This window comes from Leptospira ainlahdjerensis, assembly GCF_016919175.1.
In the GTDB taxonomy this organism is placed as follows: domain Bacteria; phylum Spirochaetota; class Leptospiria; order Leptospirales; family Leptospiraceae; genus Leptospira; species Leptospira ainlahdjerensis.
Genome location: NZ_JAFFPU010000045.1, coordinates 5001 through 26363, shown reverse-complemented (window position 1 = coordinate 26363; position 21363 = coordinate 5001). Strand labels below are relative to the sequence as shown.

19 protein-coding genes (1 of these 19 cut by a window edge) are annotated in these 21363 nt (G+C 42.4%); 5 read left to right on the top strand and 14 right to left on the bottom strand.

Features of this window, described 5'->3' with window-relative positions:
* Positions 1-406 precede the first annotated feature (406 nt).
* Entirely contained in the window at positions 407-2998 is a 2592-nt protein-coding gene (gene leuS, locus JWG45_RS13685) for a leucine--tRNA ligase (RefSeq protein WP_205280260.1), read from the top strand.
* A gap of 298 nt (positions 2999-3296) precedes the next feature.
* On the opposite strand, the gene JWG45_RS13680 is transcribed toward leuS, so the two are convergent.
* The 5 genes from JWG45_RS13680 to JWG45_RS13660 form a co-directional block, all read right to left on the bottom strand.
* Positions 3297-4370 carry an LIC10486 family protein gene (locus JWG45_RS13680; protein WP_205280259.1) on the bottom strand — a complete coding sequence of 358 codons (1074 nt, stop codon included), beginning with the start codon at positions 4368-4370 and terminating at the stop codon, positions 3297-3299.
* Positions 4371-4376: 6 nt separating this feature from the next.
* A complete protein-coding gene (locus JWG45_RS13675) occupies positions 4377-5108 on the bottom strand; it encodes a hypothetical protein (protein WP_205280258.1) in 732 nt (243 codons plus the stop codon).
* A gap of 100 nt (positions 5109-5208) precedes the next feature.
* Complete coding sequence (gene thrC, locus JWG45_RS13670; RefSeq protein ID WP_205280257.1) at positions 5209-6555, bottom strand: threonine synthase; 1347 nt, start codon at positions 6553-6555, stop codon at positions 5209-5211.
* Between the two features lie 3 nt (positions 6556-6558).
* Positions 6559-7551: an SPFH domain-containing protein gene (locus JWG45_RS13665; protein WP_205280256.1), complete on the bottom strand. Its 993-nt coding sequence runs from the start codon at positions 7549-7551 to the stop codon at positions 6559-6561.
* 97 nt (positions 7552-7648) lie between these two features.
* Complete coding sequence (locus tag JWG45_RS13660; protein WP_205280255.1) at positions 7649-8230, bottom strand: LIMLP_15305 family protein; 582 nt, start codon at positions 8228-8230, stop codon at positions 7649-7651.
* Between the two features lie 265 nt (positions 8231-8495).
* Between JWG45_RS13660 and JWG45_RS13655 the strand changes: the two genes are divergently transcribed.
* The 4 genes from JWG45_RS13655 (at position 8496) to JWG45_RS13640 (ending at position 13766) form a co-directional block, all read left to right on the top strand.
* On the top strand, positions 8496-10094 hold the full coding sequence (locus JWG45_RS13655; RefSeq protein WP_205280254.1) for an LA_3751/LA_3752 family putative glycosyltransferase: 1599 nt from the start codon (positions 8496-8498) through the stop codon (positions 10092-10094).
* 64 nt (positions 10095-10158) lie between these two features.
* On the top strand, positions 10159-11724 hold the full coding sequence (locus JWG45_RS13650; protein ID WP_205280253.1) for a SoxR reducing system RseC family protein: 1566 nt from the start codon (positions 10159-10161) through the stop codon (positions 11722-11724).
* A 206-nt stretch (positions 11725-11930) separates the two neighbouring features.
* On the top strand, positions 11931-12503 hold the full coding sequence (gene lepB / locus JWG45_RS13645; RefSeq protein ID WP_205280252.1) for a signal peptidase I: 573 nt from the start codon (positions 11931-11933) through the stop codon (positions 12501-12503).
* A gap of 54 nt (positions 12504-12557) precedes the next feature.
* Complete coding sequence (locus tag JWG45_RS13640; RefSeq protein ID WP_205280251.1) at positions 12558-13766, top strand: acyltransferase family protein; 1209 nt, start codon at positions 12558-12560, stop codon at positions 13764-13766.
* Here JWG45_RS13640 and JWG45_RS13635 read toward each other — a convergent pair.
* The 9 genes from JWG45_RS13635 to JWG45_RS13595 form a co-directional block, all read right to left on the bottom strand.
* Positions 13763-14545 carry a hypothetical protein gene (locus tag JWG45_RS13635; RefSeq protein WP_205280250.1) on the bottom strand — a complete coding sequence of 261 codons (783 nt, stop codon included), beginning with the start codon at positions 14543-14545 and terminating at the stop codon, positions 13763-13765. The two genes, JWG45_RS13640 and JWG45_RS13635, sit on opposite strands and share 4 nt — an antisense overlap.
* Positions 14546-14600: 55 nt before the next feature.
* Positions 14601-15980 (bottom strand): Lcl C-terminal domain-containing protein, encoded by a 1380-nt coding sequence (locus JWG45_RS13630; protein ID WP_205280249.1) that lies wholly within the window; start codon positions 15978-15980, stop codon positions 14601-14603.
* Between the two features lie 222 nt (positions 15981-16202).
* The gene (locus JWG45_RS13625; RefSeq protein ID WP_205280248.1) at positions 16203-16709 is read right to left on the bottom strand and encodes a thioredoxin-like domain-containing protein; all 507 of its coding nucleotides are present in this window, start codon (positions 16707-16709) and stop codon (positions 16203-16205) included.
* 281 nt (positions 16710-16990) lie between these two features.
* Complete coding sequence (locus tag JWG45_RS13620) at positions 16991-17890, bottom strand: decaprenyl-phosphate phosphoribosyltransferase (protein ID WP_205280247.1); 900 nt, start codon at positions 17888-17890, stop codon at positions 16991-16993.
* A gap of 87 nt (positions 17891-17977) precedes the next feature.
* Positions 17978-18745 carry an ethanolamine ammonia-lyase subunit EutC gene (eutC, locus tag JWG45_RS13615; protein ID WP_205280246.1) on the bottom strand — a complete coding sequence of 256 codons (768 nt, stop codon included), beginning with the start codon at positions 18743-18745 and terminating at the stop codon, positions 17978-17980.
* A gap of 2 nt (positions 18746-18747) precedes the next feature.
* Positions 18748-20136 (bottom strand): ethanolamine ammonia-lyase subunit EutB, encoded by a 1389-nt coding sequence (locus tag JWG45_RS13610; protein WP_205280245.1) that lies wholly within the window; start codon positions 20134-20136, stop codon positions 18748-18750.
* A 42-nt stretch (positions 20137-20178) separates the two neighbouring features.
* On the bottom strand, positions 20179-20577 hold the full coding sequence (locus JWG45_RS13605) for a type II toxin-antitoxin system VapC family toxin (RefSeq protein ID WP_205280244.1): 399 nt from the start codon (positions 20575-20577) through the stop codon (positions 20179-20181).
* Positions 20574-20831 (bottom strand): type II toxin-antitoxin system VapB family antitoxin, encoded by a 258-nt coding sequence (locus tag JWG45_RS13600; RefSeq protein WP_069606026.1) that lies wholly within the window; start codon positions 20829-20831, stop codon positions 20574-20576. The genes JWG45_RS13605 and JWG45_RS13600 overlap by 4 nt, the downstream gene beginning before the upstream one ends.
* Before the next feature lie 271 nt (positions 20832-21102).
* Positions 21103-21363 carry the final stretch of a TrkH family potassium uptake protein gene (locus JWG45_RS13595; protein WP_205280243.1) on the bottom strand. The gene runs 1362 nt beyond the window's last position, so the window shows 261 of its 1623 coding nt (coding positions 1363-1623); the start codon falls outside the window, past its right edge; its stop codon occupies positions 21103-21105.

Here is a 21363-nt window from a genome sequence, read left to right as displayed (position 1 = left end):
ACATGCATTTAAAAAAGCATTCCACATAAAACAAAAGATCTCAATTTTTTTAAAAAAAATTCTACTTATTTCTGATGAGTGTTCGCTAATTTTTTTTGACTCTAAACTACCTGGTTTTTATAACGTAATCTCCGATCAGCCGGGAAGGGATGTTGTTGGATCCTATTTCTTTCCGGATTTATTGACACTCTGTAAATAAACAAATCAGCATGAATAAGTCTGGGAGCAAAATGCAGTTACTTGAAGAAAAACAAACAGAAGCGAAAGGGAATCATCTCTTGACCTGCACAGGATGCAGATCAAAGGTCACGCAACTTTACCAATACGATCTTTGTAAGTCATGTTTGAGTAAAACATTTCAAAGATTGATCAAGGTAATCGACTCAGTAAGAAAGTAAGGATCCAAATGCAATATCCGTTTCAGGAAGTAGAATCATTTTGGCAAAATTTTTGGGAAGAAAACAGTAGCTTTCAGACAAATATTCGTTCTTCTAAACCAAAATTCTACTGCTTGGACATGTTTCCTTATCCGTCCGGTGCAGGTCTGCACGTAGGCCACCCGGAAGGATACACAGCCACCGACATTCTCTCTCGTTTTAAGAGAATGAAAGGTTTTGAAGTTTTGCATCCCATGGGCTGGGATGCTTTCGGACTCCCTGCGGAACGTTATGCGATGCAGACCGGGATTCATCCAGCCACCACGACAAAGAATAATATCGATAACTTTCGCAACCAGATCAAGAGGATCGGCCTTTCTTACGACTGGTCTCGGGAAGTTTCTACGACGGATCCGGACTACTATCAATTCACACAGTGGATCTTTCTTCAGCTCTACAATTCTTGGTTTGACCCGAAACTCAAGAAAGCGAGTCCCATCGACATTCTTGTCGAAAGATTCTCCCAAAAAGGTTCCGCGGAATTAGACTATAAATCCTTCAGCGCAGAAGAATGGAACGAGGCCTCTCCCGCACAAAAAGAGAAAATTCTATCGGACTTCCGACTCGTTTATCAAGCGGAAATCCCCGTAAACTGGTGTGAAGCCTTGGGAACCGTTCTTGCCAACGAAGAAGTGGAAGAATGGGTAGAAAAGGGATACGAAGTCGTTCGTAAACCGATGCGCCAGTATATGATGAGAATCACGGCGTACGCGGATCGTCTTTTAGAAGACCTTGCGCTCGTGCAATGGCCGACGTCCACGCTCGAAATGCAGAAAAATTGGATCGGAAAGAGCGAAGGACTCGAAATCACATTTCCTTTTAAAAAACCGATCGCTGATATCGATGGAATCCGAATTTTTACTACGAGACCCGATACGATTTTCGGAGTGACTTATATGGTCGTAGCTCCGGAACATCCGATCGTTTCCGTAATCACAACTCCCGAACAAAAACAAAAAGTAGAAGAATACCAAAAAGCTTCCGCGCTTAAAAGCGACCTGGATCGAACCGAATTGAACAAAGAGAAATCGGGAGTATTTACCGGCGCCTACGTGCTCAACCCGGCGGATCCTTCCAAAGAAATTCCGGTCTGGATCAGCGATTACGTTCTCTACGGATATGGAACGGGTGCGATCATGGCCGTACCGGCGCATGATCAAAGAGACTTTGAATTTGCAAAGGCATTCGATCTCAAAATCATTCCGGTGATTGAAGGTGAGATGTCCGCCGACACCGCGTTTGATTCAAAAACTTCCGTTTGTATCCATTCTTCTTCCTCTGAAATTTCAATCGATGGAATGGACTACACATCCGCTTCTTCTAAGATCATTTCTTGGGCCGAGTCCAAAAAGGTCGGAAAGAAAAAGATTCAGTTCAAACTGAGGGACTGGCTCTTTGCAAGACAAAGATACTGGGGAGAACCGATTCCCTTGGTTCATTATCCTTCCGGAGTTACAAAAGCGATTCCAGAATCCGAACTTCCATTAGTACTTCCTAATTTACCCGAATTTAAACCTTCCGGAACCGGAGAATCCCCTCTTGCTCTCGCAAAAGAATGGTTGAAATACAAGGATCCCGTTACCGGAGAAATCGGAACGAGAGAAACAAACACGATGCCGCAATGGGCCGGGTCTTGTTGGTATTATCTGCGATACATCGATCCTAAAAACGGTAAATTCTTCTGCGATCCTGAGTTGGAGAAAAAATGGATGCCCGTTGATATGTATGTCGGCGGTTCGGAACACGCGGTTCTTCATCTTCTTTATTCCAGATTCTGGCATAAATTCTTATACGATATCGGAGTTGTCTCCACAAAGGAACCGTTTGGAAAACTCGTTCATCAAGGATTGATCCTTGGTGAAGACAAACGTAAAATGTCCAAATCTCTCGGAAACGTGGTCAATCCCGACGACGTGATCCAAGAATACGGAGCGGATAGCCTTCGACTCTTTGAAATGTTTATGGGTCCGTTGGAGATGGTGAAACCTTGGAGCACGCGCGGAGTCGAAGGAGTGTTTCGATTTTTAAATAGAATCTGGAGACTCTTTCACAGCGGCCAAGAAGAATCCTTTCGCCTCGACGACGTAGAACCGACTCCGGAAGAATGGAAGATTCTTCACAAAACGATCCAAAAAGTTTCGGAAGACATTCCGAATTTTTCTTTCAATACGGCGATTTCCCAGTTGATGATCTTCGTAAATGAGTTTACTCCTCTCGAAAGAAGACCGAAAAAAATATTGGAACCTTTTATTCTTTTGATCGCTCCATTCGCTCCTCACATTGCGGAAGAACTCTGGAAACGAGCCGGAAAAAAAGAATCTCTTTCTCACGAACCGTTCCCGGAAGCGGACGCAAAATACTTGGTGGAATCCGAAATTCTCATCGTTGTTCAAGTGAACGGAAAACTGAGAGACGAGTTCAAAGCGCCGAAAGACGTAACGCAAGCAGACGCGATCACACTCGCGAAGGATCTGGAAAAGATAAAGGGAATCCTGGATGGAAAGACAATCCGTAAAGAAATCTACGTTCCCGGAAAACTTGTCAACCTTGTGATCGGTTGATCCCTCAACCCCGTCGATAAAACTTTTTCTTCGAAGATTACTCGGGACCCAATCCCTTGGTTTTGCAAATCGAATCCGGAGCCGATTTGCAAAAGCGAATCACGGATAGGATATCGATTCCTAAAGAACTTTGTCTTCGAATATCAAATCAGACAAAAAGAAGATCCATTTCGAACTTACTTCGTAAACATCCGATCCGTGCAGAAATATAAATTCTTAAACCGAAATGGATCGTAGGAACGGGCAAAACCCCATTCATACGATTCGATCAAAAAAACGTCGACTTTCTTTTAGGAAGTTATTTTAGAATGAGAAACACAAGTAGACCCAAAACGATCACAACTCCGGCAACGATGATCATTCCTAAAGATCCACCTCCGGATTCCACTTTGGCGGGCGCTGGAACGGGGTTGGCCGTTTTTCCTTTCAGTCTAGCGAGTCGAACCGGACGTTCTTCGAAGGCCTGCAGCAAAACTCCGGACGGACCTTTGGCAAAGATATGATATTCGCCCTTACCAGCGGCGATTCCGATAAATTCTCCGACTATGTTTTTTGGATTTCCTGCGTCGTCATAACCGCCTAAGGTTTTTGCCATAGCTTTTTCATCCATCGTTCCCGTGGGCAGTTGAAAAAGTAGTTTGTCTCCTTCACTCAAATCGTCAAAATCGATTCCTCCCACGGGAGAAAGAACTGTTTTTGCAACAACCACTCTTCCGAAAGGTCTTTTGAATTGTTCGATTTGTCTTTGAACCGGAGTTTTTTCCTGACTTTCCGGAACCTGACCGATGGCGGGTTCTTCTGCGGGTCGATTCACCGCAGGTATAATTCCGGTAAACACGTTTTTAGCTCTGAACTTCAAGCTGGAAATGTATTCCACATCGGCTTGAATTCTTACTATATTCACTTTTAATGATGTTTTGATTTGATTCTCTAAAATATTGACTAAACTAGACGCGTCGTTTCGTTCCCAGTTCGGATAAGAAGTTTCTAATACGGCCTTTGTAAGTTTAGAATAAACGATTCGGCCGATGCTGTCCGAGAGACCGGGATCGAAAGGTTCCGACTTCGCGGCTTCCACCATATCCAGCGCAAAGGCTGCGGAATCTTCGAAACTCCGAATCTTACGAATCAAAGAAGAATTGGAAAACAGAGAATATATTTCTATAACTTCATTCTTATATTTGCTAACCAATGCAATCACGGCGCCGCTTCTGTTTTCAATATCGATTCTTATTTTTAAAAGAAAAGCGTCCCTGATCTTTCCCTGAATTAGCTCAACTGCTTGATCTTCCGTAACAACAGATTCAAGCGCGAGATTCATTAGATTCGCTTGTTCCTGTAATTTGTTATTGGCTTGATTACTCGGTTCCATTCATCCTCATTCTACAAAACTAGGAATGAAATTTTGTCCCTGACGAAACTTCAATCTCCTAGGAATATAATCCTCTCTCAGAGGAATTTCGACTCTTGCAACAGTCTGGGAAATACCTTTTCTGCTGTAAATCGTAAACAAGTGCCGGTCAAATCCGCTCTGCGCAACTAAAATTTCAACCATCGTAATCCCAAGCCCCGCTCCTTCCGTAGAATCTCCGAACTTCATAAAGAACTCGAAAAGATTGTCAAAGTCACGAGAGATTCTAAATTTCTCTCTTACCCTCTTTTCTTCCTGATCCGTTAAAGGAAAATTATTCAAAATTTTTAAAACGATACGATGTCGATTGAAAAAGAATGTTACTTTTATAGTAAGATCATGTTCTTTCATTTTCTCTCTATAAAAGGGGAACTTCTTATCACTTAAGCTATTGTGAAAGGATCCCATTCCTCTTTCATAGTCTTCCAAGGATTCTATATCGAGCTTGGATTCTTTAAAAAGAATCCGTTTGATTGCGGCTTTTGTGGCATTCACAATCAATTCCTTCGACGAAGTATAAAGGAGCTCCGTAAGATCCAAACGATCGTAACGGCTGAGAATTCCCTGAATGATGTATTTGAGTTTTTTCTCACCCTTAGACGTCAACACATAGGTGATTAAAGAAATGGGAACTTCTTTCGAAATTGCAGAATCGACTTCCATTCGAAAGTCCGCTGATACATCGTCAAAATCCCTCATGGATTAGAGATATGACGAAAAACTTTCGACTTTCGACGAAAAAAAAAAAATTAGGAAAAAAAGTCTTAAAATTCTTAGAATCGCTTAAAAACGCGCTTTGTTACAAATGTAACAGATTTCGAATCAAATCGATTACTTTCTCCGCTTTTGGCTCGATTCTATGAATCGAATTGACCATCTTAGAATCCGTTCCTGCGATTTCACCCGCATGAAATTGAAGCTTAAATTCCGTGAATTTTAACCCGTGCGCAGTTGAGATGACGACCACATTCTCGCCTTTTGCAATCGTTCCTCTTTTTAAAAGTTTGTTAAGAGCCGCAAGAGCAACACCTGTGTGCGGATCATTGTATAAACCGTACAGATCAGCCTTCGCCGCGGCGTCGGAAAGTTCGGCTTCACTCGCTTGTTCCACAACTCCGTCGAATTTTTTGAGAGTTTTGATCGCCTTACGAATGGAAACCGGATTTCCGATCTGAATCGCAGAAGCCAAAGTTGTCTTCGCAGAAACCGGCTCGAAACTTTCAAAATTCTTTAAATAGGAAAGATACAATGGATTTGCGTGTTCGGCTTGTGCGAGAACGATTCTCGGCAATTTGTCGATGAGTCCGAGAGAAAACATCATCTCGAATCCGGCCCCAAGTGCGGAAACATTTCCGAGATTTCCGCCAGGGATTACGATCCAATCCGGAACCTTCCATTCCAACTGTTGCGTGATTTCCACGGAGATCGTTTTTTGTCCTTCGATTCGGAGAGAATTCATCGAATTTGCGAGATAGATTCCCGCTTCCCGAGTCACCTCTTTGACGATCTGCATACATCCGTCAAAGTCCGTATCCAGCGCGATCACCTTTGCCCCGTTTGATACCGGTTGAATCAGTTGAGCTTGAGAGACTTTTCCTGCGGGGAGAAAGATAATCGCGGGAATTCCCGCTTTCGCCGCATAAGATGCAAGCGCAGCAGAAGTGTCTCCAGAACTCGCACAGGCGACCGCTTTGATCGGAACTCCGCTCGCGATCATATGTTTTACTTGGGACAAGAGGACGGTCATCCCCAGATCTTTGAAAGATCCCGTGTGAGAGATCCCGCACTGCTTTACGAAAAAACTTCCGAGACCCAAATCGGCGGTCAAACGTTCGGAATGAAAAAGATGCGAAAGCCCTTCTCCGGAAGTTACGATATTCTTATCTTCGATGTGAGGAAGAACCCATTCTCTTTTGTTCCAGATCCCTGAAGAATTTGGAAACTTGACGGAGCGAAAACGCGAGTCGAATGTTTGTTTCCATTCTTCACCCGATACCGTTTTCAGCGCTTCCAAGTTGTGAGAGACTTGAAGAAGACTTCCGCATTTTCTGCATTCATATACGATTTCGTTTAGATCGTATCGAGTCTTACAGGAATCGTTTATACATTCAAATTCTGCATTGTATCGGGTAAGAGTGGAGACCATATTTTAGATAGAATTCAAAATGTCCTTTTTTTTGGTATCAAATTCTTCCTGTGTGATCAGACCTCCATCCAGGAGAGACTTCAACTTCGCGATTCTTGTCGCGGCGTCATCCACGGCCGGTTTTGCCCCGGCTTGGTTTTGTCCCATCATATTCCCCATCATGTTGGCCATATTCATTCCCATTCCCAAACCCATCCCCGCGCTCATACCTTCGCCGGCAGCTCCGCCCGGATTGTTTGCCGCCGCTTCTCCGATATCCAGCATTCGTTTCTGCTGATACATATTTCCCATCGTTTCGATTTCGAATTTATCGGTGAGAACCTTCTGGATTTTTTGGAAGTTGGGATCATTCTGATCAAAATTGATCGACTGAATAAAAAAGTCCACAACCTCGAGTCCATATTTCTGAAAGTCGGGTTGTGTTTTGGTTTTTCCCGCAGTGGACGCCTCTTCGAGATGTTGAGAGATCTGTGTAATCGGAACTCCGGTTTTTAAAACGACTTCGGAGATAAAATCACTGAGCCTTGTCACGACCATCGGTTTCAGAAGTTTATCGACTCCGTCGTGATTGAATCTTTGTTGTGTTCCCACAACGGTGTTTACGAAAGATTTGGAATCTATAACTTTTATATTATAATTTCCGAATGCTCTCAAACCGAGAGTGATATGATACTTCGGATCTTCGATTTGAATCGGCGCGGGAGTTCCCCAGGTCATGTTGATCACGGATTTGTTTACATAAACGATCTCCGCGGTAAAAGGGGTCTGACCGCCGAACGGAAGATTTACGATCTTTTCCAAGAGTGGAATATTTCCAGTCTTCAGTGTGTGTGTTCCCGGACCGAAAACGTCCAGAGCTTTTCCTTCCTTAAAGAAAACCGCTTCCTGACTTTCGTTTACAACGAGTTGACCGAAATGACTGATATCGTTTCTTGGAAACTTCCAAACGATCTCTCCGGGTTGTCCTTCGTATTTGATTACATCAATCAATGCCATGATTCTTTCCTTTTTATTATTTAAGATTTCGAGTCGAGTTTATAAATCGCGGTTAGTTTCCGGATTCTTTCAATCCAATAAGACCTCTGAATATCGTTCAGAGTTTCGTGAATAGATCTTTACGAGATCGAAACGCATTCTCCAATCCATCCAGTGCTACGCGGATGTCGCTTACCAAATTGCGGACTTCTTCCACCGAAGATTCGGCCGTAACTTTTAAAGCCTGGATCTTGCTTTCAATTCCTTCCACTTCTTTAAAAAGGGAAAAATCAAACTCCGCGAGTTTTTCCAATTCTTCTTGCGTGGCTTTGAGTCCCGTTCCGAGCCCCGTAATTCCATAACCAGCGGATTGAATCGCGTTCGTAAGTTTATCGATCAGTACAACGGCGATTTCGCTGCTTCCGATCAAATCCATTTTTCTTGCGGAAACGAATGTTTCTTCCAATCTTCGCATCGGTTCTTTCAGATGAGAAATTTTAGAAGCCAATTCCTTTCTCAAAATCGAATCCGCGTTTTGAAATTCGGTTCCTTTCAAACCGCTCGCGTAAAGAGGAAGCTTTTCCATAAAACTTCGAACCTTACCCTTCTCTGATTTGTAACGATCGATCAGTGCCTTTACCGGGGATTGGGAAAAAAATTGACCAAGTAGATTTGGATCGGACGGAGTTTCCTGTTGCATAACTTCAAGTTTTGCACGATTCTAAGAATGGATCAATGAAAAAATGTTTAGTTTTCCGATTCCTCATTCTTTAAAAATTAGTTTCCAAAAAGGAGAACGGATCTCTTAACAAAAGGGTGATTTTAGGAGCCGAAAGCAGATTGACCTCGAAACCGATTTCGATACGCTGACTTCGAAATGAAAGGAAACTTTTGTCCCGGTCTTTTCCTTTTTTGTCGAATGTATTAGAATTGGTTTTTCTTTTTTTTGAATTTTTCACAACTCAATGATCCCAAAACTCAAAAACTTCTTCGCTCGAATTTTTCAAAATAAATACGGCTCGATTCTCGCCGCTTTTCTTTTTTCGTATTTTCTCTATCTAAGCGTTCCGCCACAATATCTTCTTTCTGCGGATCACTATGAAAAATTCATTCTTGGAAAATCGATTTTTCTGAGCGGCTTTCGATCCTTGGATGTCTTTTATCCCGGCTTTGACTTCGACCCGGAACTCAAATTTAGTTTGTTGAAGATGTCGATCGCAAACGGCCATCGGATCATCGCATTTCCTATCTCTTTAGGAATTCTTTACGCGATCGCCTTTCCCTTTGGCGGACCTTATGGAATTTATTTTTTATCGGCGTTCTTAATCGGCTTATCCTTATATCTCCTCGGAAGAGAATACAAAATTCCTTCTTGGCAGATTTTTCTTTTTTCGATTCTGACCCCGGTGGTGATGAACGGTTATCTTTTTATGGACGTCGGAGTCGGACTTTTCCTTTTCGTAGCGGGGACTTCTCTCTATCAAAGATCCAAAAAGAATTTTTCGCCGATCCTGACGATCGCAAGCGCACTCCTTCTATCACTCTGTTATTGGTTTCGATTGGAATATTTGATTTTTTTAGGAATTTATTGGATTTCCGAGGGACTCCGTCAATTTCCTCTTTCCAAAAAAATAGAGAGTAGCATCGGATTCTTCGCAGTATCCACCGTTCTCCTTTTATTTTTTCTCGCCTATTGCGGATTCAACTACTCGTTTTTTCATTCGATCTTAGGACCAAGATTCAACGCAAATTACGACGCCTCTGACGGGTCCAATCTATTTAAGAATTTTATAAATCTCTTATTTTATGGAAATCTAAAGTTAGGCCTTTTCGGCTATTCTCCATTTTTGTTTTTTGGAATAGTTCTTTTTGTATTTTCCTTTTCCAAAAATTGGAAAGGAATGGAGAATCGGGAAAAAAGCCTGATCACGGCTTCCATTCTTGGAATTCTCGTTTCCGCAAGTACGGCGCCGAACGACGGGGGAGCGGAGTTCGGTTCCCGATATCTGACCCCCGGTTTACCCGGCCTTTTTCTTCTTGCATCCAGAGCGTTGCAGTTTTTACAAAATAAAGGTTACCTCTGGAGAATTCCATTCTACGTTCTTCTTGGAATTTCCGTCGTTCCGACTTGGATCTATTACAAAACTACGAAAGGTTTTGCAAAGAACACAAAAAAAGTTCAAGAATTTATTTTGAAGGAACCGAAGGAGAATCTTTTGATTTTTCAGAACGGTTTGATCGGGGGAATGGCCAGCGAAGAACTTTACTTTCAAGGAAGAGTCTACGAGGCGACCAACATACAGGAGTTAGCTGAACTCCTGAAAAATTACTCCTCAACTCAAAAAGAACTCACGGTTCCATTTGAGTATTTTGCTTATACAAAAGAATATACGGAAGGAATGAAAGATCTAAAATACGATAAGGATACGAAAAACGGAATGCTCGTTTATCTGAATCAGTTCGATCCGGAAGCCATTTCTAAAATTCAGTCGATTCAAATTTTAAAAAGACAAAACCTGGGAAATATCGAAATCCTTTACGGGGTTTATAGGAAGAAACCGTAATATCACCTGTTGTCTCAGAAACGACAACTTTCAGTCTAAAAGGAAAAGGTTCGAATCATATTTTATGAAAATCCGGATTTTCAGCGAGCGAGCGGATAATTCTTTTTTTAGATCGTTTTTACGGACATTTCTTGCTCTATTCACTCTTTCATTCTGCTTATTCGCAGCTTTTATTACATTACCGAGGGAATCTTTTGTATCGGATAGTCTGGTAAAAATCCTACAGGCAAAAGGTTGGGTAGAATCCGGATTTCAGTCCCAAGAGGTCCATTATCTCGGTAAACCTATCGATCCAGATTTTAATTATTTTTTGATCGGAACCGCAACATCGCGCTCCGGAGAAAAAATAGCTCCCTTTCCATTTTCGAATACGATCCTATCGGCACCTTTTGTAGCCCTCGGCCTCCCGGAAGGGATTTTATATTTTTCGGCGTTTCTATTTTGGATTTATCTGATCATACTCCACAAAATCTCAAACGAATATCTGATTCCAATCGCGGCTATGATCGGAACCCCCCTACTTCACCATTTTCTTTCTTTTTCTGACGTTTCCATTGCCGCAACTTTGGTGCTTTTAGGGATTTCTTTTTTGTTGAGCGAGAGATCTGAGTTTTTAACCGCTAATCGATTCTTTTATTTTTATTCCGGAGTTCTAATCGGAATAGCTTGTTGGTTTAGACCTGAGGTAATTATATTTACCTTTTCCTTTTTGTTTTCTTTTTTTGTAATCTCATTGAGTCGTTCAAAAAAGATCGAGTTTGAAAATTCGCTGAAAGGATTTCTTTTCGCTTTCGGATTTTTGATTCTTTTTTCCGCGTTCGTGATCTACAATTCCATTCATTACGATTCTTTGCTCGGACCGAGAGTTGCATCGAATCATTCGATTCTAAATTTCGACTGGCTCACAAAAATCAGCAGTATCCGAAGTTTGCTCGTAAGCGGAAACGGAAGAGTCGGCTTTTTCGGATATTCTCCGTGGTATCTTTTTGTAATCGGATTTTGTATCTGGAATTGGAATAAAATTCTCGAGAGTTCCCGAATCTGGATCCTTTGTTTCATCACAAATTTGACCCTTGTTTGTATTTTGACGCCGAATGATTCGAATATCGATTGGGGCTCCAGATATTTTACGTGCAGCGCCTTTATACCTCTTCTTCTGATAAAGGAAGTTATAGGAATTAAAGATATAAAGCCAATGTTTCAAAAATTTACTTTGGCGGTTTTCGGGGTTCTGATTCTTATTTCTCTCAATACAAATCAAAAAGTGATTCGAACGATGCGAAAGATTTCCCAACAATTAGCGCAGATTCAATCCGAAATTCCCTGGGACAACTCGAAAGTTTTCGTTACTCATAAGAATCACATTGCAAACACCTTAGGTATGAATTATTTCGATCAAACGATCTTGTTATTGGCAGAGCCGGAAGATTTAGATACGATCATTTCAAGAAATCGAAGATTACGCTTCGTTCTGATCGAAGATATCTTTGATCGCTCCTTGTCCGAATTTGCAAAAGATCAACTCAAGGATCGATACACAATTTCGGAAATTAAGAAGGAGGATAAGAACCCGATTCGAATCACCGAGTTAACTCCTAAAAGGTTGGATAATCGTAAGGACAGAGAGTAGAAATCGAATCTCAGTTTTTTTGCGGATTTCTTTCAGACTCAAAAATGGATATCCAATTCTAAAATAAGGGAGTAAAAATAAAGGATTCCTCTTGGCGCTATCCCGACTGATGGAAAGGTAAACAAAAATCTCCTTTAGTTCGAATACTAGGTTGAATTTTTGACTTTTCCTTCAGGCTCTTTTAACGAATTCTGTTCCAGTCTCGTATGAAAAGCTCCGGAAATATTTCAAAAACGTTCTGGAAGATCTATCCGATCTTTCTTTCTCTTCTTACGATCATTTTGATGCGGATTTTTTTGTTTCAAATTTACTTTATCTCCGGCTATTCCATGGCTCCTTCCTATAAGGAAGGGGATCTGATTTTAGTTACAAAATGGGGGTTTCCCGCGCGCATCGGGAGATGGGAAATTTCTTTCTTAGAAGGACGGGTCGACAGATTCGACGTTTTGGTTTTGGACGGACTCGAAGAAGAACTGAGTTTAAAAAGAGTCGTCGGTTTGCCCGGAGATTACTTTCGTTTTGAAAACGACCGGATCCTCATCAACGACGGACCTCTTCAGGAAACTTTTTTAAAACCCGGATTTAAAACCATTGCTCCTTCCCTTTCTATGATCCCAATGACCGCCGTAAAGGGGAACGTTCCCATCGGCGACGTAGGAAGAATTCCTCCCGGTTACTTTTTAGTCTTGGGAGACAATCGGGAAAATTCGACCGATTCCAGAAACTACGGTTTGGTTCCTTTCCAAAAGCTCAGGGGGAAAGTCTGGCTTTTTTTATGAACATTCTCCTATTTTTAACAAACAAAAAGTAAAACGGAACGAAAAATAACCCAAATGATTACTTTAAATAAAACGAATATAACGAAATACTGCTTTTCGATCTTCCAAAAAAAAGAAAACGAATACGAAAATTTGAACGGAATTCGGGCGATTTCGATCTTATCCGTCGTTGTATTTCACGCTTGGGTTACCGCAAAAACGATTCTGCCGGGCGACCCCGATCCGCTACGTTTATTTCTGGGTTCCCTTTCTTCCGGAGTGGATTTTTTCTTTTTACTCAGCGGATTTCTAATCTACGGAGGATTGTTTCGAGAACACGAAAAAAACGGAAAGCTTGAAATCAAACGATTCTTTATAAAAAGGTCTTTGCGTATTTTTCCTGCGTTTTACTTCGCACTCGCAATTCTTTACTACAGCAAATCCCAGCAATTGGCAAGATTAGAATCCATTCAAATCGATAACGCACAAATCCTATCTTTGATCGCCGATACTAAGTTAAGAATGGAATACGTCTGGGTCGATATATTCTATCTTTCCGATATTCTTCCCTACGGTCTTTACAACGGAGGTTGGTCTCTTTCCGTAGAAGAACATTTTTATCTCATTCTTCCGTTTCTCTGCGCGATTTTTCTTTTTCGCGTAAACATTCAGACTCGATTTCTCTTTTACTTTGTAGGGTTTTTAACCGCCTTTTTTGTAAGAATGAATCTCGCCTTTCCTCAGAATATGGACGCAGCTTATAATTTTCATGCGAGATTCGATTCGATTCTTGCCGGAATGATCGTTTATGAAATTTTTCACCACTTCCCTTTGACTGCAGAAAGAGCCGAAAAATACAAAGGGCAGATTCTCGCCGTTCTTGCCCTTGGATTCGCGATCGTAACCTATGCGCATCAGATCGATCCTGGCACGTCTTGGGCGCTCGTTTTACGGCCCGTGATGCTTTCGTTCGGATTGGGAATTCTTATGTATTTTTCCTTTTATCCCGGATTTTTAAAAAGTTTTTTCAGTCTTTCGATTTTCAGGCCGTTTGCTCGCCTCGGTTATACCGCTTATCTTTGGCATATATTTGCGATTCCAATCGCCGCTAAAAAAATTATACCTTTGTTGCAAACGACCCCCACGGTCGGAATGTTTTTACTTACGAGTGCTTATCTGATACTCGTGACCTTTCTTATATCTTGGTTCTTCTTTTTGTTAATCGAAGAACCCTTCCTGATGCTCAAAGACAAGCTTACGGGAAAACAAAAAAAACTGAGTTAGACTTTTGGATCGTCAGTTTCTCTCAATAGCAAAGCGTCGTCATATTCGGAACCTCTGTGCGGAAAAGCCTGCTCATAAAAAAGGGCCGCGAATAGTTCGAAATCCTCGTCGACTTCGAGAGAATTTCGTTCCCAGTATTCGTTTCTTCTTTTGATCAACACGGAAATGGTTTCGTCTTCGAGAGAAAATTCTTCTCCCGCCTCGTTTAACTTTCGGATCAACCAGTTGAGATTGAAAATCGTAAACGGACCTAAAAATTCTAAGGTCGCAACGGTGGGCTCGCGTTTCATCAACGCTTCCGTATGAAATAGCGGAATTCTCAGATCGTAAGCGTCTTGGCTTTTTAAATACTGCTTATAGTTCGCCGAGATGGATTCTAAAAACGGAAAGGTGTTTAAGTAACTGCTTCGAATCAGCTCTTCCTTCTCCGGATGTTGAAAAAGCACTTCGATGATATCGATAAATTCTCCGTTAGCGACTGCTTCTCTTAAAATTCTATCTTCGGGTTCGGGACGAGGAATTGGGTCGATTAACTTTACAAAAAGATACTTTACTTCGTACGCGAATCTCGATTCTCGAGGAATATAATATTCGATCCAAATCGGCTCTTTGTAATATTGAATAAGCTCTTTTTTTGGAAGGTCGGGCGTTACGCTCAGTGATTTGAGTTTTTTGACGTCGTCGGTGATAACCTTTTTTCCCTCTACTCTCGTTCTGGATTTTTTTATCTGCCGGAGTTCCGACTTATTCAAAAGAGGTTTTGGTTTAAAAGGCTCCATACATTAAATATCGGTTGAAGGAGATTCGAATCTGAACGAACTCATTCGATTAAACTCAAGGTCCGGTTGTCACACAACGAACTCCCGCAGTGGCTCCTTTTGTCAAATTGGTAACGATATTGCCTGCTCCAAACTGAACGATCCAAGCATCGGTCGGATTCGTATATGTTGTCGAAGTCCAATAATTCCCGTTAAAGGTTGCGGGAAAATACGATGAGTTGATGGCCGGATTTGCTACGCTCAAGTCGGTCAAACTGCTCAATTCGTTTACGGAAGGCAAACGCCAAACCCTTCCGGCGAGGTTTAAATTGTTGCAGGCAACAAGCGCATTCGTCCAATTCGGAAAAGAAATTGCTCCAGTCGTACATCCGGTTCCGGACAAACCCGCGCTACACTGAGCCCAGATCAAACCCGTATTTACGTCGGTGATCGTGGAATCTCCGTTGTCCTTGAAAAGTTGCGCGGGAAGCGACGACCCTGAAACACAACGAACGTTATTCGTGTTTGCTTGAATCGTCTCTCCAATCGTTCCGTCCGTAAAGGAAACATACCAGTTATCCGTTGCGATCAAAGGAACATAAAGAGTGGAACTCCAATACCCGGAAGCGCTCGTGACAGGAAACGGGGTGGAGTACGAAGCGGGACCGGCACCGTTATAACTTAAGATCGTAACCAATTCTTTTGCAGAGGCAAGTCTCCAATCGGTTCGATTCGCATAACCGGCCCCCGCATTAAGATTGGTACAAGCGGTGTTAGCCGCCGCCCAACTCAAGGTGTTAAAGGCTCCGGTCCCGCAAGCAGGACCTGATAATCCTTCGCTGCAAGTCTTCCAGATCAAACCGGAAAAATTATCGGTCGTTGTGTAATCGGTTCCTGTTATCAGATTCGGTCCCGAAAAACTCGGACTGATTCCGTTCTGCAATTCTCCATCCTGTTTGGTTCCCGCACAAGAAATGGCCAAGCCGGCGGAATCGGAACATACGGTTTGGCCCGTCTTCAAAGGGGCGGTTCCATAAAGAATCAATTCTAAAGAATAACTTACGCTTCCGGAAGAATTGGAAGCCTTAACTTGAAAAATCCTATCCACTCCTGCATAACCGATATAAGAACCCGATATAAATCCGTTAAACGAATCGAGAATCACGCCGCTCGGAAGCGAAGGGGAAACGGAAAAACTCAGTCCGTTTCCGATAGCCGTTGGAACCAAACTGATCGGACTCCCGTTTGCAAAAACGGCTCTCGGATAACTTAAAGATTGAGGCGCCGGAGCGCAGACCGGAAATAAATTTCCGGAAGCCGAGCTGAGAATCGAGGCTTTTAAAAAAGTTTCGGAAGAAGGATCACAGGCGTTTTCCGGGCTTTTTTCCTTACATCCTAAAATCAGGGTAAAAAGAATCGGGAGAATGACAAATCGGAAAGAAGAATCGGTTCGCATCGAAATAAGTTTTCCTAAGACAAAAATAGTTCTCTATAAGAAATGGATGAGAAAAAGATTCTTTTTACAATCATTATCCAAGAATTAAAGAAACATTTTAGGAAAAATATTTCCGGATGAAATCCCCTTTTTGCGATGATCGCGAAAAAGCGGTTTCGCCGATTTAGAAGGATCACTTAAGAACGAGATTCAAAAAAACGAATATGGAATATCGAAAAAGGATCAGAAGAAAAAGTAGGAAATCCAAATTCTTAAAAACAGACTAAGGGGGTTCATCATACCGGAATCGGCAAATCGAACCACTCCATTTCGGTCCAAAATAAAAAAAGCAGGGAAAGCGTTTACTTTCCATTCGTTTAAGAATTTTGAATTTCCGGTTACTACGTCGAACTTCACTTCACGTTCTTGGATATAAGCGGTAAGTTTCAGAGGATTCTCCCCTTCCTCGACGGAAACAAAGGAGAATCGATCGCTATTTTTCAGAAGATTGGAATACCATTGAACCAAAGGAAGGTTCGTGGAACAGACACCGCACCAGGTAGCCCAGAAATACACCACCGAAACTCGATTCCGAGAATCGAACTTTACACCGTCGACTTGTGTCATTCCGTTTAACGAAACAGAAGGTTTGAGATCCGAAGCCTTAAAGATAGAAAGTCCGATTGTGATCATTAGAAAAAGAATCACCCAGAGTGCAATGTTCGCCGTCTTTTTAAAAATTTCTCTCATATCTATTAGATTCGATCTTACGCCGTCAATGGTTACAAGCCTTGATCGCCGATTTTTGAAATGAAAATTCGCATCGAGTCGATGTTCTGAGTTCGAAATTTTTTATCGACAAAATGAGGTAGGAACTCCTAAAAAAAATCTTTTCAGACAATGACTGGTCGGAATTCCGAGAATGGATTGTATCCTTACATTTTTCTTAAATCGGAATGAAAGCCCGTATCAAAGTAAAATTGAAATAAGTCTCTCAATCTTCGATTCGATCATAAAAAAAGTAGAAAAAATTATAAATCGAATCGAACCCCTTTTCCAAAACCGGAATACATGATCGCGATCACCAAGGCAACCCAGATCGCACCCGCAATCAAAACTCCCCAGTCGGAAAGAATCGCTTTCGTGGGGTTGTGTCCCATATTCTTAATATAAATGATATACAACGATCGAAAGATCGCATACACTACGATCGGAATCGTATAAATCATTTGGTCCGTTCCAAGATTCGCAATCGTGGTCGGACTCGTCACATAAAGAACGTAACTCATAAGAGTCATCGTTGCTACAATCCCCAACATCATGTCTAAAAAACTCGTGGAATATTCGTCCAAAATTTTTCTGTGCCCTTTCGCGTTGCCTTCCAAAATGATAAGCTCGCCTCTTCTTTTGGAAAAACCCCAAAAGAGCGCCAACATAAACGTACAAAGAAGTAGCCAAGAAGAGAAGGTAACGTGAATGATCACCGCGCCGGCGATCGCACGAATCACGAATCCTATGCTGATGCTCATCACATCCAAGATCACCATGTGTTTTAGAAACTTGCTGTATAAAACGTTAAAGACGAGATAGAACGCAACGAGTCCGAAAAAGACGGGATGCAAAAGATAAGCAAGAATCAAAGATAAGGGAAGAATGATCGCAGTGATAAATAAAGCGAACGAAGGATCCAATTTTCCGGAAGCGAGCGGCCTGTGTTTTTTCTCAGGATGAAGCGCGTCTTCTTTACGATCCAGATAGTCGTTGATAACATACTGACAACTAGCAACCAATGAAAACAAAAAGAATGCGGAAACGACGCGCTGAAGAGATTCCGGATCGGTTAATTTTTTTGCAAAAATGATGCCCGCAAAAATGATTACGTTTTTGATCCACTGATGGATCCGGAGCAATTTCAAATACTGTAAGAGCATACTCGGTTACATTCCTTAGAATCCCCCAATTCATCAAGGAAAATCCAGGAATGAAAAGGAAACATATCGATCGTAATGTTCAGATTTCTATTCGATTTTGCGGTTCTCAGAAAGAGAAATCGCTTCCTCATCTTTGAGATAAACTCCCGAGAGTTGTTTTTGAAGCGAAAGAGTGAGAAGATACGAAGCCTTTCTGGACGCGTCCGAAAATGACATTCCACCCGAGCGAATATTCGAAATACAATTCCTTCTTTCATCGGTAAGGCCGACGGAAGGTTGATATGTAAGATAAAGACCCAAGCTATTTTCGGTGGATAACCCCGGTCTTTCTCCGATCAAAATGATCACCACCTTTGATTTCCAAAAGGCGCCGATCTCGTCTCCGATCGCGACTCGTCCATTTTTGACGATTGCTACTGGGCTCATCCTGATTTTAGAATTTTCCAAAAAGGGTAAAAAACTTTCCAAAAAAGGAAGAAGAGAATCTCGGATCGCACTCGCAGAAAGCCCGTCCGAAATCACAAGGCTGAGATCGAAGTCCCCTGAAAGTTTCGGATCGGACTCACGAAGATTCTCCAAGATCTGCAAACTTTGAGAGGATATCTTTTTTCCCAAATCGGGTCTCGCTAGATATTCTTCTCTTGAAGTCGCTTTCGATTTGATAATGACGGAGGGAATTTCTCTTTCGGAAAAAAATTCGGAAAGCGCGGTGAAATCAACCTCGGCCCAAACGGCGTCTCTCGCCTTGGCGTGATCGAGACGGAATTGTAAGATTTCCTTTGTCGGAAGTGCGACTCCGGAGCGTCCTAAACCGATTCTCGCAGTCGTCCATTGTTTCCAGTCTTGCCAATCCATATTCAGCCGGCCAAGGTTTCCAAATCGGAGAGAAGTCCAGTTTGTAATTTTTGATCAAGAGGAATCAAATTCGAATCGAGGATTCCTTTTTGTAGAAGCCATTCCTCAAACTCCGGCGCGGGTTTCAAACCGAGAACTTGTCGAAGATACAACGCATCGTGAAAAGAAGTGCTCTGATAAGAAAGCATAACGTCATCTGCGCCCGGAACACCCATGATATAATTGCAACCCGCAACTCCGAGAAGCGTGAGTAACGTGTCCATATCGTCTCCATCAGCCTCCGCGTGATTTGTATAACAAACGTCCACTCCCATAGGAAGGCCGAGAAGTTTACCGCAAAAATGATCTTCCATTCCCGCCCTGAGAATTTGTTTTCCGTTGTAGAGATATTCCGGTCCGATAAAACCTACGACCGTATTTACAAGAAAGGGTGAAAACTTTCTGGCAACCGCGTAGGCCCTCGCTTCCAAAGTTTGTTGATCCACGTCGTAGTGTGCGTCTGCGGAAAGTCCGGCTCCTTGACCGGTCTCAAAATACATAACGTTCTCTCCAACGGTTCCACGTTTCAGGGAAAGAGCCGCGTCTCGTGCTTCTTCGATCAGTTTCAAATCAAAGCCAAAACTTTCGTTGAGTTTCTGACTTCCACCGATCGATTGAAACACAAGATCCACCGGAGCCCCACGTCGGATCAATTCCAGAGTAGTCGTGATATGACTGAGCACACAACTCTGCGTGGGAATTTCATACTTCTGAATCAGAGCGTCCAAGAGATTTAAGAGAGAATGAACTGAAGGAAGATTATCCGTCGCAGGGTTGATTCCGATCACCGCGTCCCCGCTTCCCAAAAGAAGACCGTCCAAAATTCCCGCAGAAATTCCTTTCAAATCGTCGGTCGGATGATTGGGTTGTAGTCGAACGGAAAGTCTTCCGGGAAGACCGATCGTATTTCTAAATTTTGTAACAACCCTACACTTTTTGGCGATGCTAATCAAATCTTGAATCGAACAAATTTTCGAAACAGCCGCCGCCATTTCCGGAGTTATCCCGAAGGCCAGCTTACGAAGAACTTCGGAATCTGTTTTCTCATTCAATAAGAATTCTCTAAATTCTCCGACGCTGAGAGATGAAATCGGAGAAAAGGCTACGAGATCATGGCTGTCCACGATCAATCGAGTAACCTCGTCTTCCTCATAAGGAATCAAAAGTTCCTGTAAGAACACGGTCAAAGGAAGATCGGAAAGAATCATCTGAGCCGCGACTCTTTCTTCATAACTCGCAGCGGCAATTCCGGCTAAAATATCCCCCGACCGAAGAGGGCTCGCCTTTGCTAAAAGACTTTTAAGACCCGCGAATTGATAATGCCGGTTTTGAATTCGAATCCTATATTCCACGGCCAGAGGTTCTTATTTTTTTAACGAACTGCAACCAGAATTTCAATATGTCTTGGCAAGTTCTACATCGGTATGGAGAAAATCTTCGCCCTTGAACAAAAGGGGAGCTCTTTGATTCTTCGCAAGAGCGTAGGCAAAACAATCTCCAAAGTTCAAACCCGCAGGATGACCACTCCCTTTCCCGAAATCCTTATATGCAGCTCGAGCCAATTGAATCTGTTCGATCGTCACGGGCTCCAGATGAATCTTCAGCTTCGTGATAGCATCGTCTAAAAGACGAGAAAGCACCGGATCCTTGAGGCGATCGGTTCTAACTGCGGCTTCCAAATAATTCGCGACGGACATTCGAGAATTCGGATTCGAAACGATCGCAAGAACGAACTTCTCCTGTTCTTCCTCTTGCAGAAGAATCGCGAGCAAGGCAGAAGTATCGACGATCAATCCGGCAATCCTTCTTGGTTGTAGAGTTCGTCCCCATGATCCAAGGAAGAAATCGGCTGCTGAATTCGTTCCCGAAAGCGACGAGAGATATCGTATATCTCATCCAGAGAAAAATGAACATTGAGATTGTGTTCCATTCGATCCAACCTTTCCCGAAGTGAATTTGTAATCGCTTCCGTTAGAGTTTCCCCGGTAAGGGCTGCCAATTTTCTAGCCAATAAATCGGTTTCGGGGTCTTTGATGCTAAGCGCCATATATACAGATACCAACTTCGTATATATTTATATATTCCTTAAATCCTTCGTCAACTTTTTTTCGCCCTTTTTCCTCCTTTTTTTAGGATTTCACAAAGTCCTGGAACGAGAACGTCGTCGGTTTGGTTTTTAGATCCAGGAAAGACAAAGTTTCCAAAACCACAAAAGCATACGTGATCTTTCTGAACTTGGATCAAAAGACGAATCGCTCCGGAGAAAACCGAAGTCGATTGCAGAGTTGAAACTTTAGAAAAGGGGAAGTTAAGAATTCTCAACCGACCTGAATTTTCAGGCCGTCGTCTTTACTTCCCAGATCTCCGAGTCCGGAGTGACCGGTAAAAGCGATCAGAAGAGTAAAGGTTCCTACGCGACCCATAAACATCAGAGCGATGTAGAGATACTTTTCGATATCGTTCGTATAAGGAGTCATTCCCAAACTCAAACCAACGGTTCCAAAAGCGGACATAACTTCGAAAAAAATGGTTTCGATTCCGTGTTTGTTTCCATTCGCGAGAGTAATGAGAAACATAAA

Coding starts and splice junctions, on each gene's coding strand:
- JWG45_RS13620 (WP_205280247.1), bottom strand. CDS start 17,890: ATGCTCTTACAGTATTTGAAATTGCTCCGGATCCATCAGTGGATCAAA.
- JWG45_RS13640 (WP_205280251.1), top strand. CDS start 12,558: ATGATTACTTTAAATAAAACGAATATAACGAAATACTGCTTTTCGATC.
- JWG45_RS13655 (WP_205280254.1), top strand. CDS start 8,496: ATGATCCCAAAACTCAAAAACTTCTTCGCTCGAATTTTTCAAAATAAA.
- leuS (WP_205280260.1), top strand. CDS start 407: ATGCAATATCCGTTTCAGGAAGTAGAATCATTTTGGCAAAATTTTTGG.
- JWG45_RS13625 (WP_205280248.1), bottom strand. CDS start 16,709: ATGAGAGAAATTTTTAAAAAGACGGCGAACATTGCACTCTGGGTGATT.
- JWG45_RS13660 (WP_205280255.1), bottom strand. CDS start 8,230: ATGCAACAGGAAACTCCGTCCGATCCAAATCTACTTGGTCAATTTTTT.
- JWG45_RS13600 (WP_069606026.1), bottom strand. CDS start 20,831: ATGGCGCTTAGCATCAAAGACCCCGAAACCGATTTATTGGCTAGAAAA.
- lepB (WP_205280252.1), top strand. CDS start 11,931: ATGAAAAGCTCCGGAAATATTTCAAAAACGTTCTGGAAGATCTATCCG.
- JWG45_RS13665 (WP_205280256.1), bottom strand. CDS start 7,551: ATGGCATTGATTGATGTAATCAAATACGAAGGACAACCCGGAGAGATC.
- eutC (WP_205280246.1), bottom strand. CDS start 18,745: ATGGATTGGCAAGACTGGAAACAATGGACGACTGCGAGAATCGGTTTA.
- thrC (WP_205280257.1), bottom strand. CDS start 6,555: ATGGTCTCCACTCTTACCCGATACAATGCAGAATTTGAATGTATAAAC.
- JWG45_RS13680 (WP_205280259.1), bottom strand. CDS start 4,370: ATGGAACCGAGTAATCAAGCCAATAACAAATTACAGGAACAAGCGAAT.
- JWG45_RS13650 (WP_205280253.1), top strand. CDS start 10,159: ATGAAAATCCGGATTTTCAGCGAGCGAGCGGATAATTCTTTTTTTAGA.
- JWG45_RS13635 (WP_205280250.1), bottom strand. CDS start 14,545: ATGGAGCCTTTTAAACCAAAACCTCTTTTGAATAAGTCGGAACTCCGG.
- JWG45_RS13630 (WP_205280249.1), bottom strand. CDS start 15,980: ATGCGAACCGATTCTTCTTTCCGATTTGTCATTCTCCCGATTCTTTTT.
- JWG45_RS13675 (WP_205280258.1), bottom strand. CDS start 5,108: ATGAGGGATTTTGACGATGTATCAGCGGACTTTCGAATGGAAGTCGAT.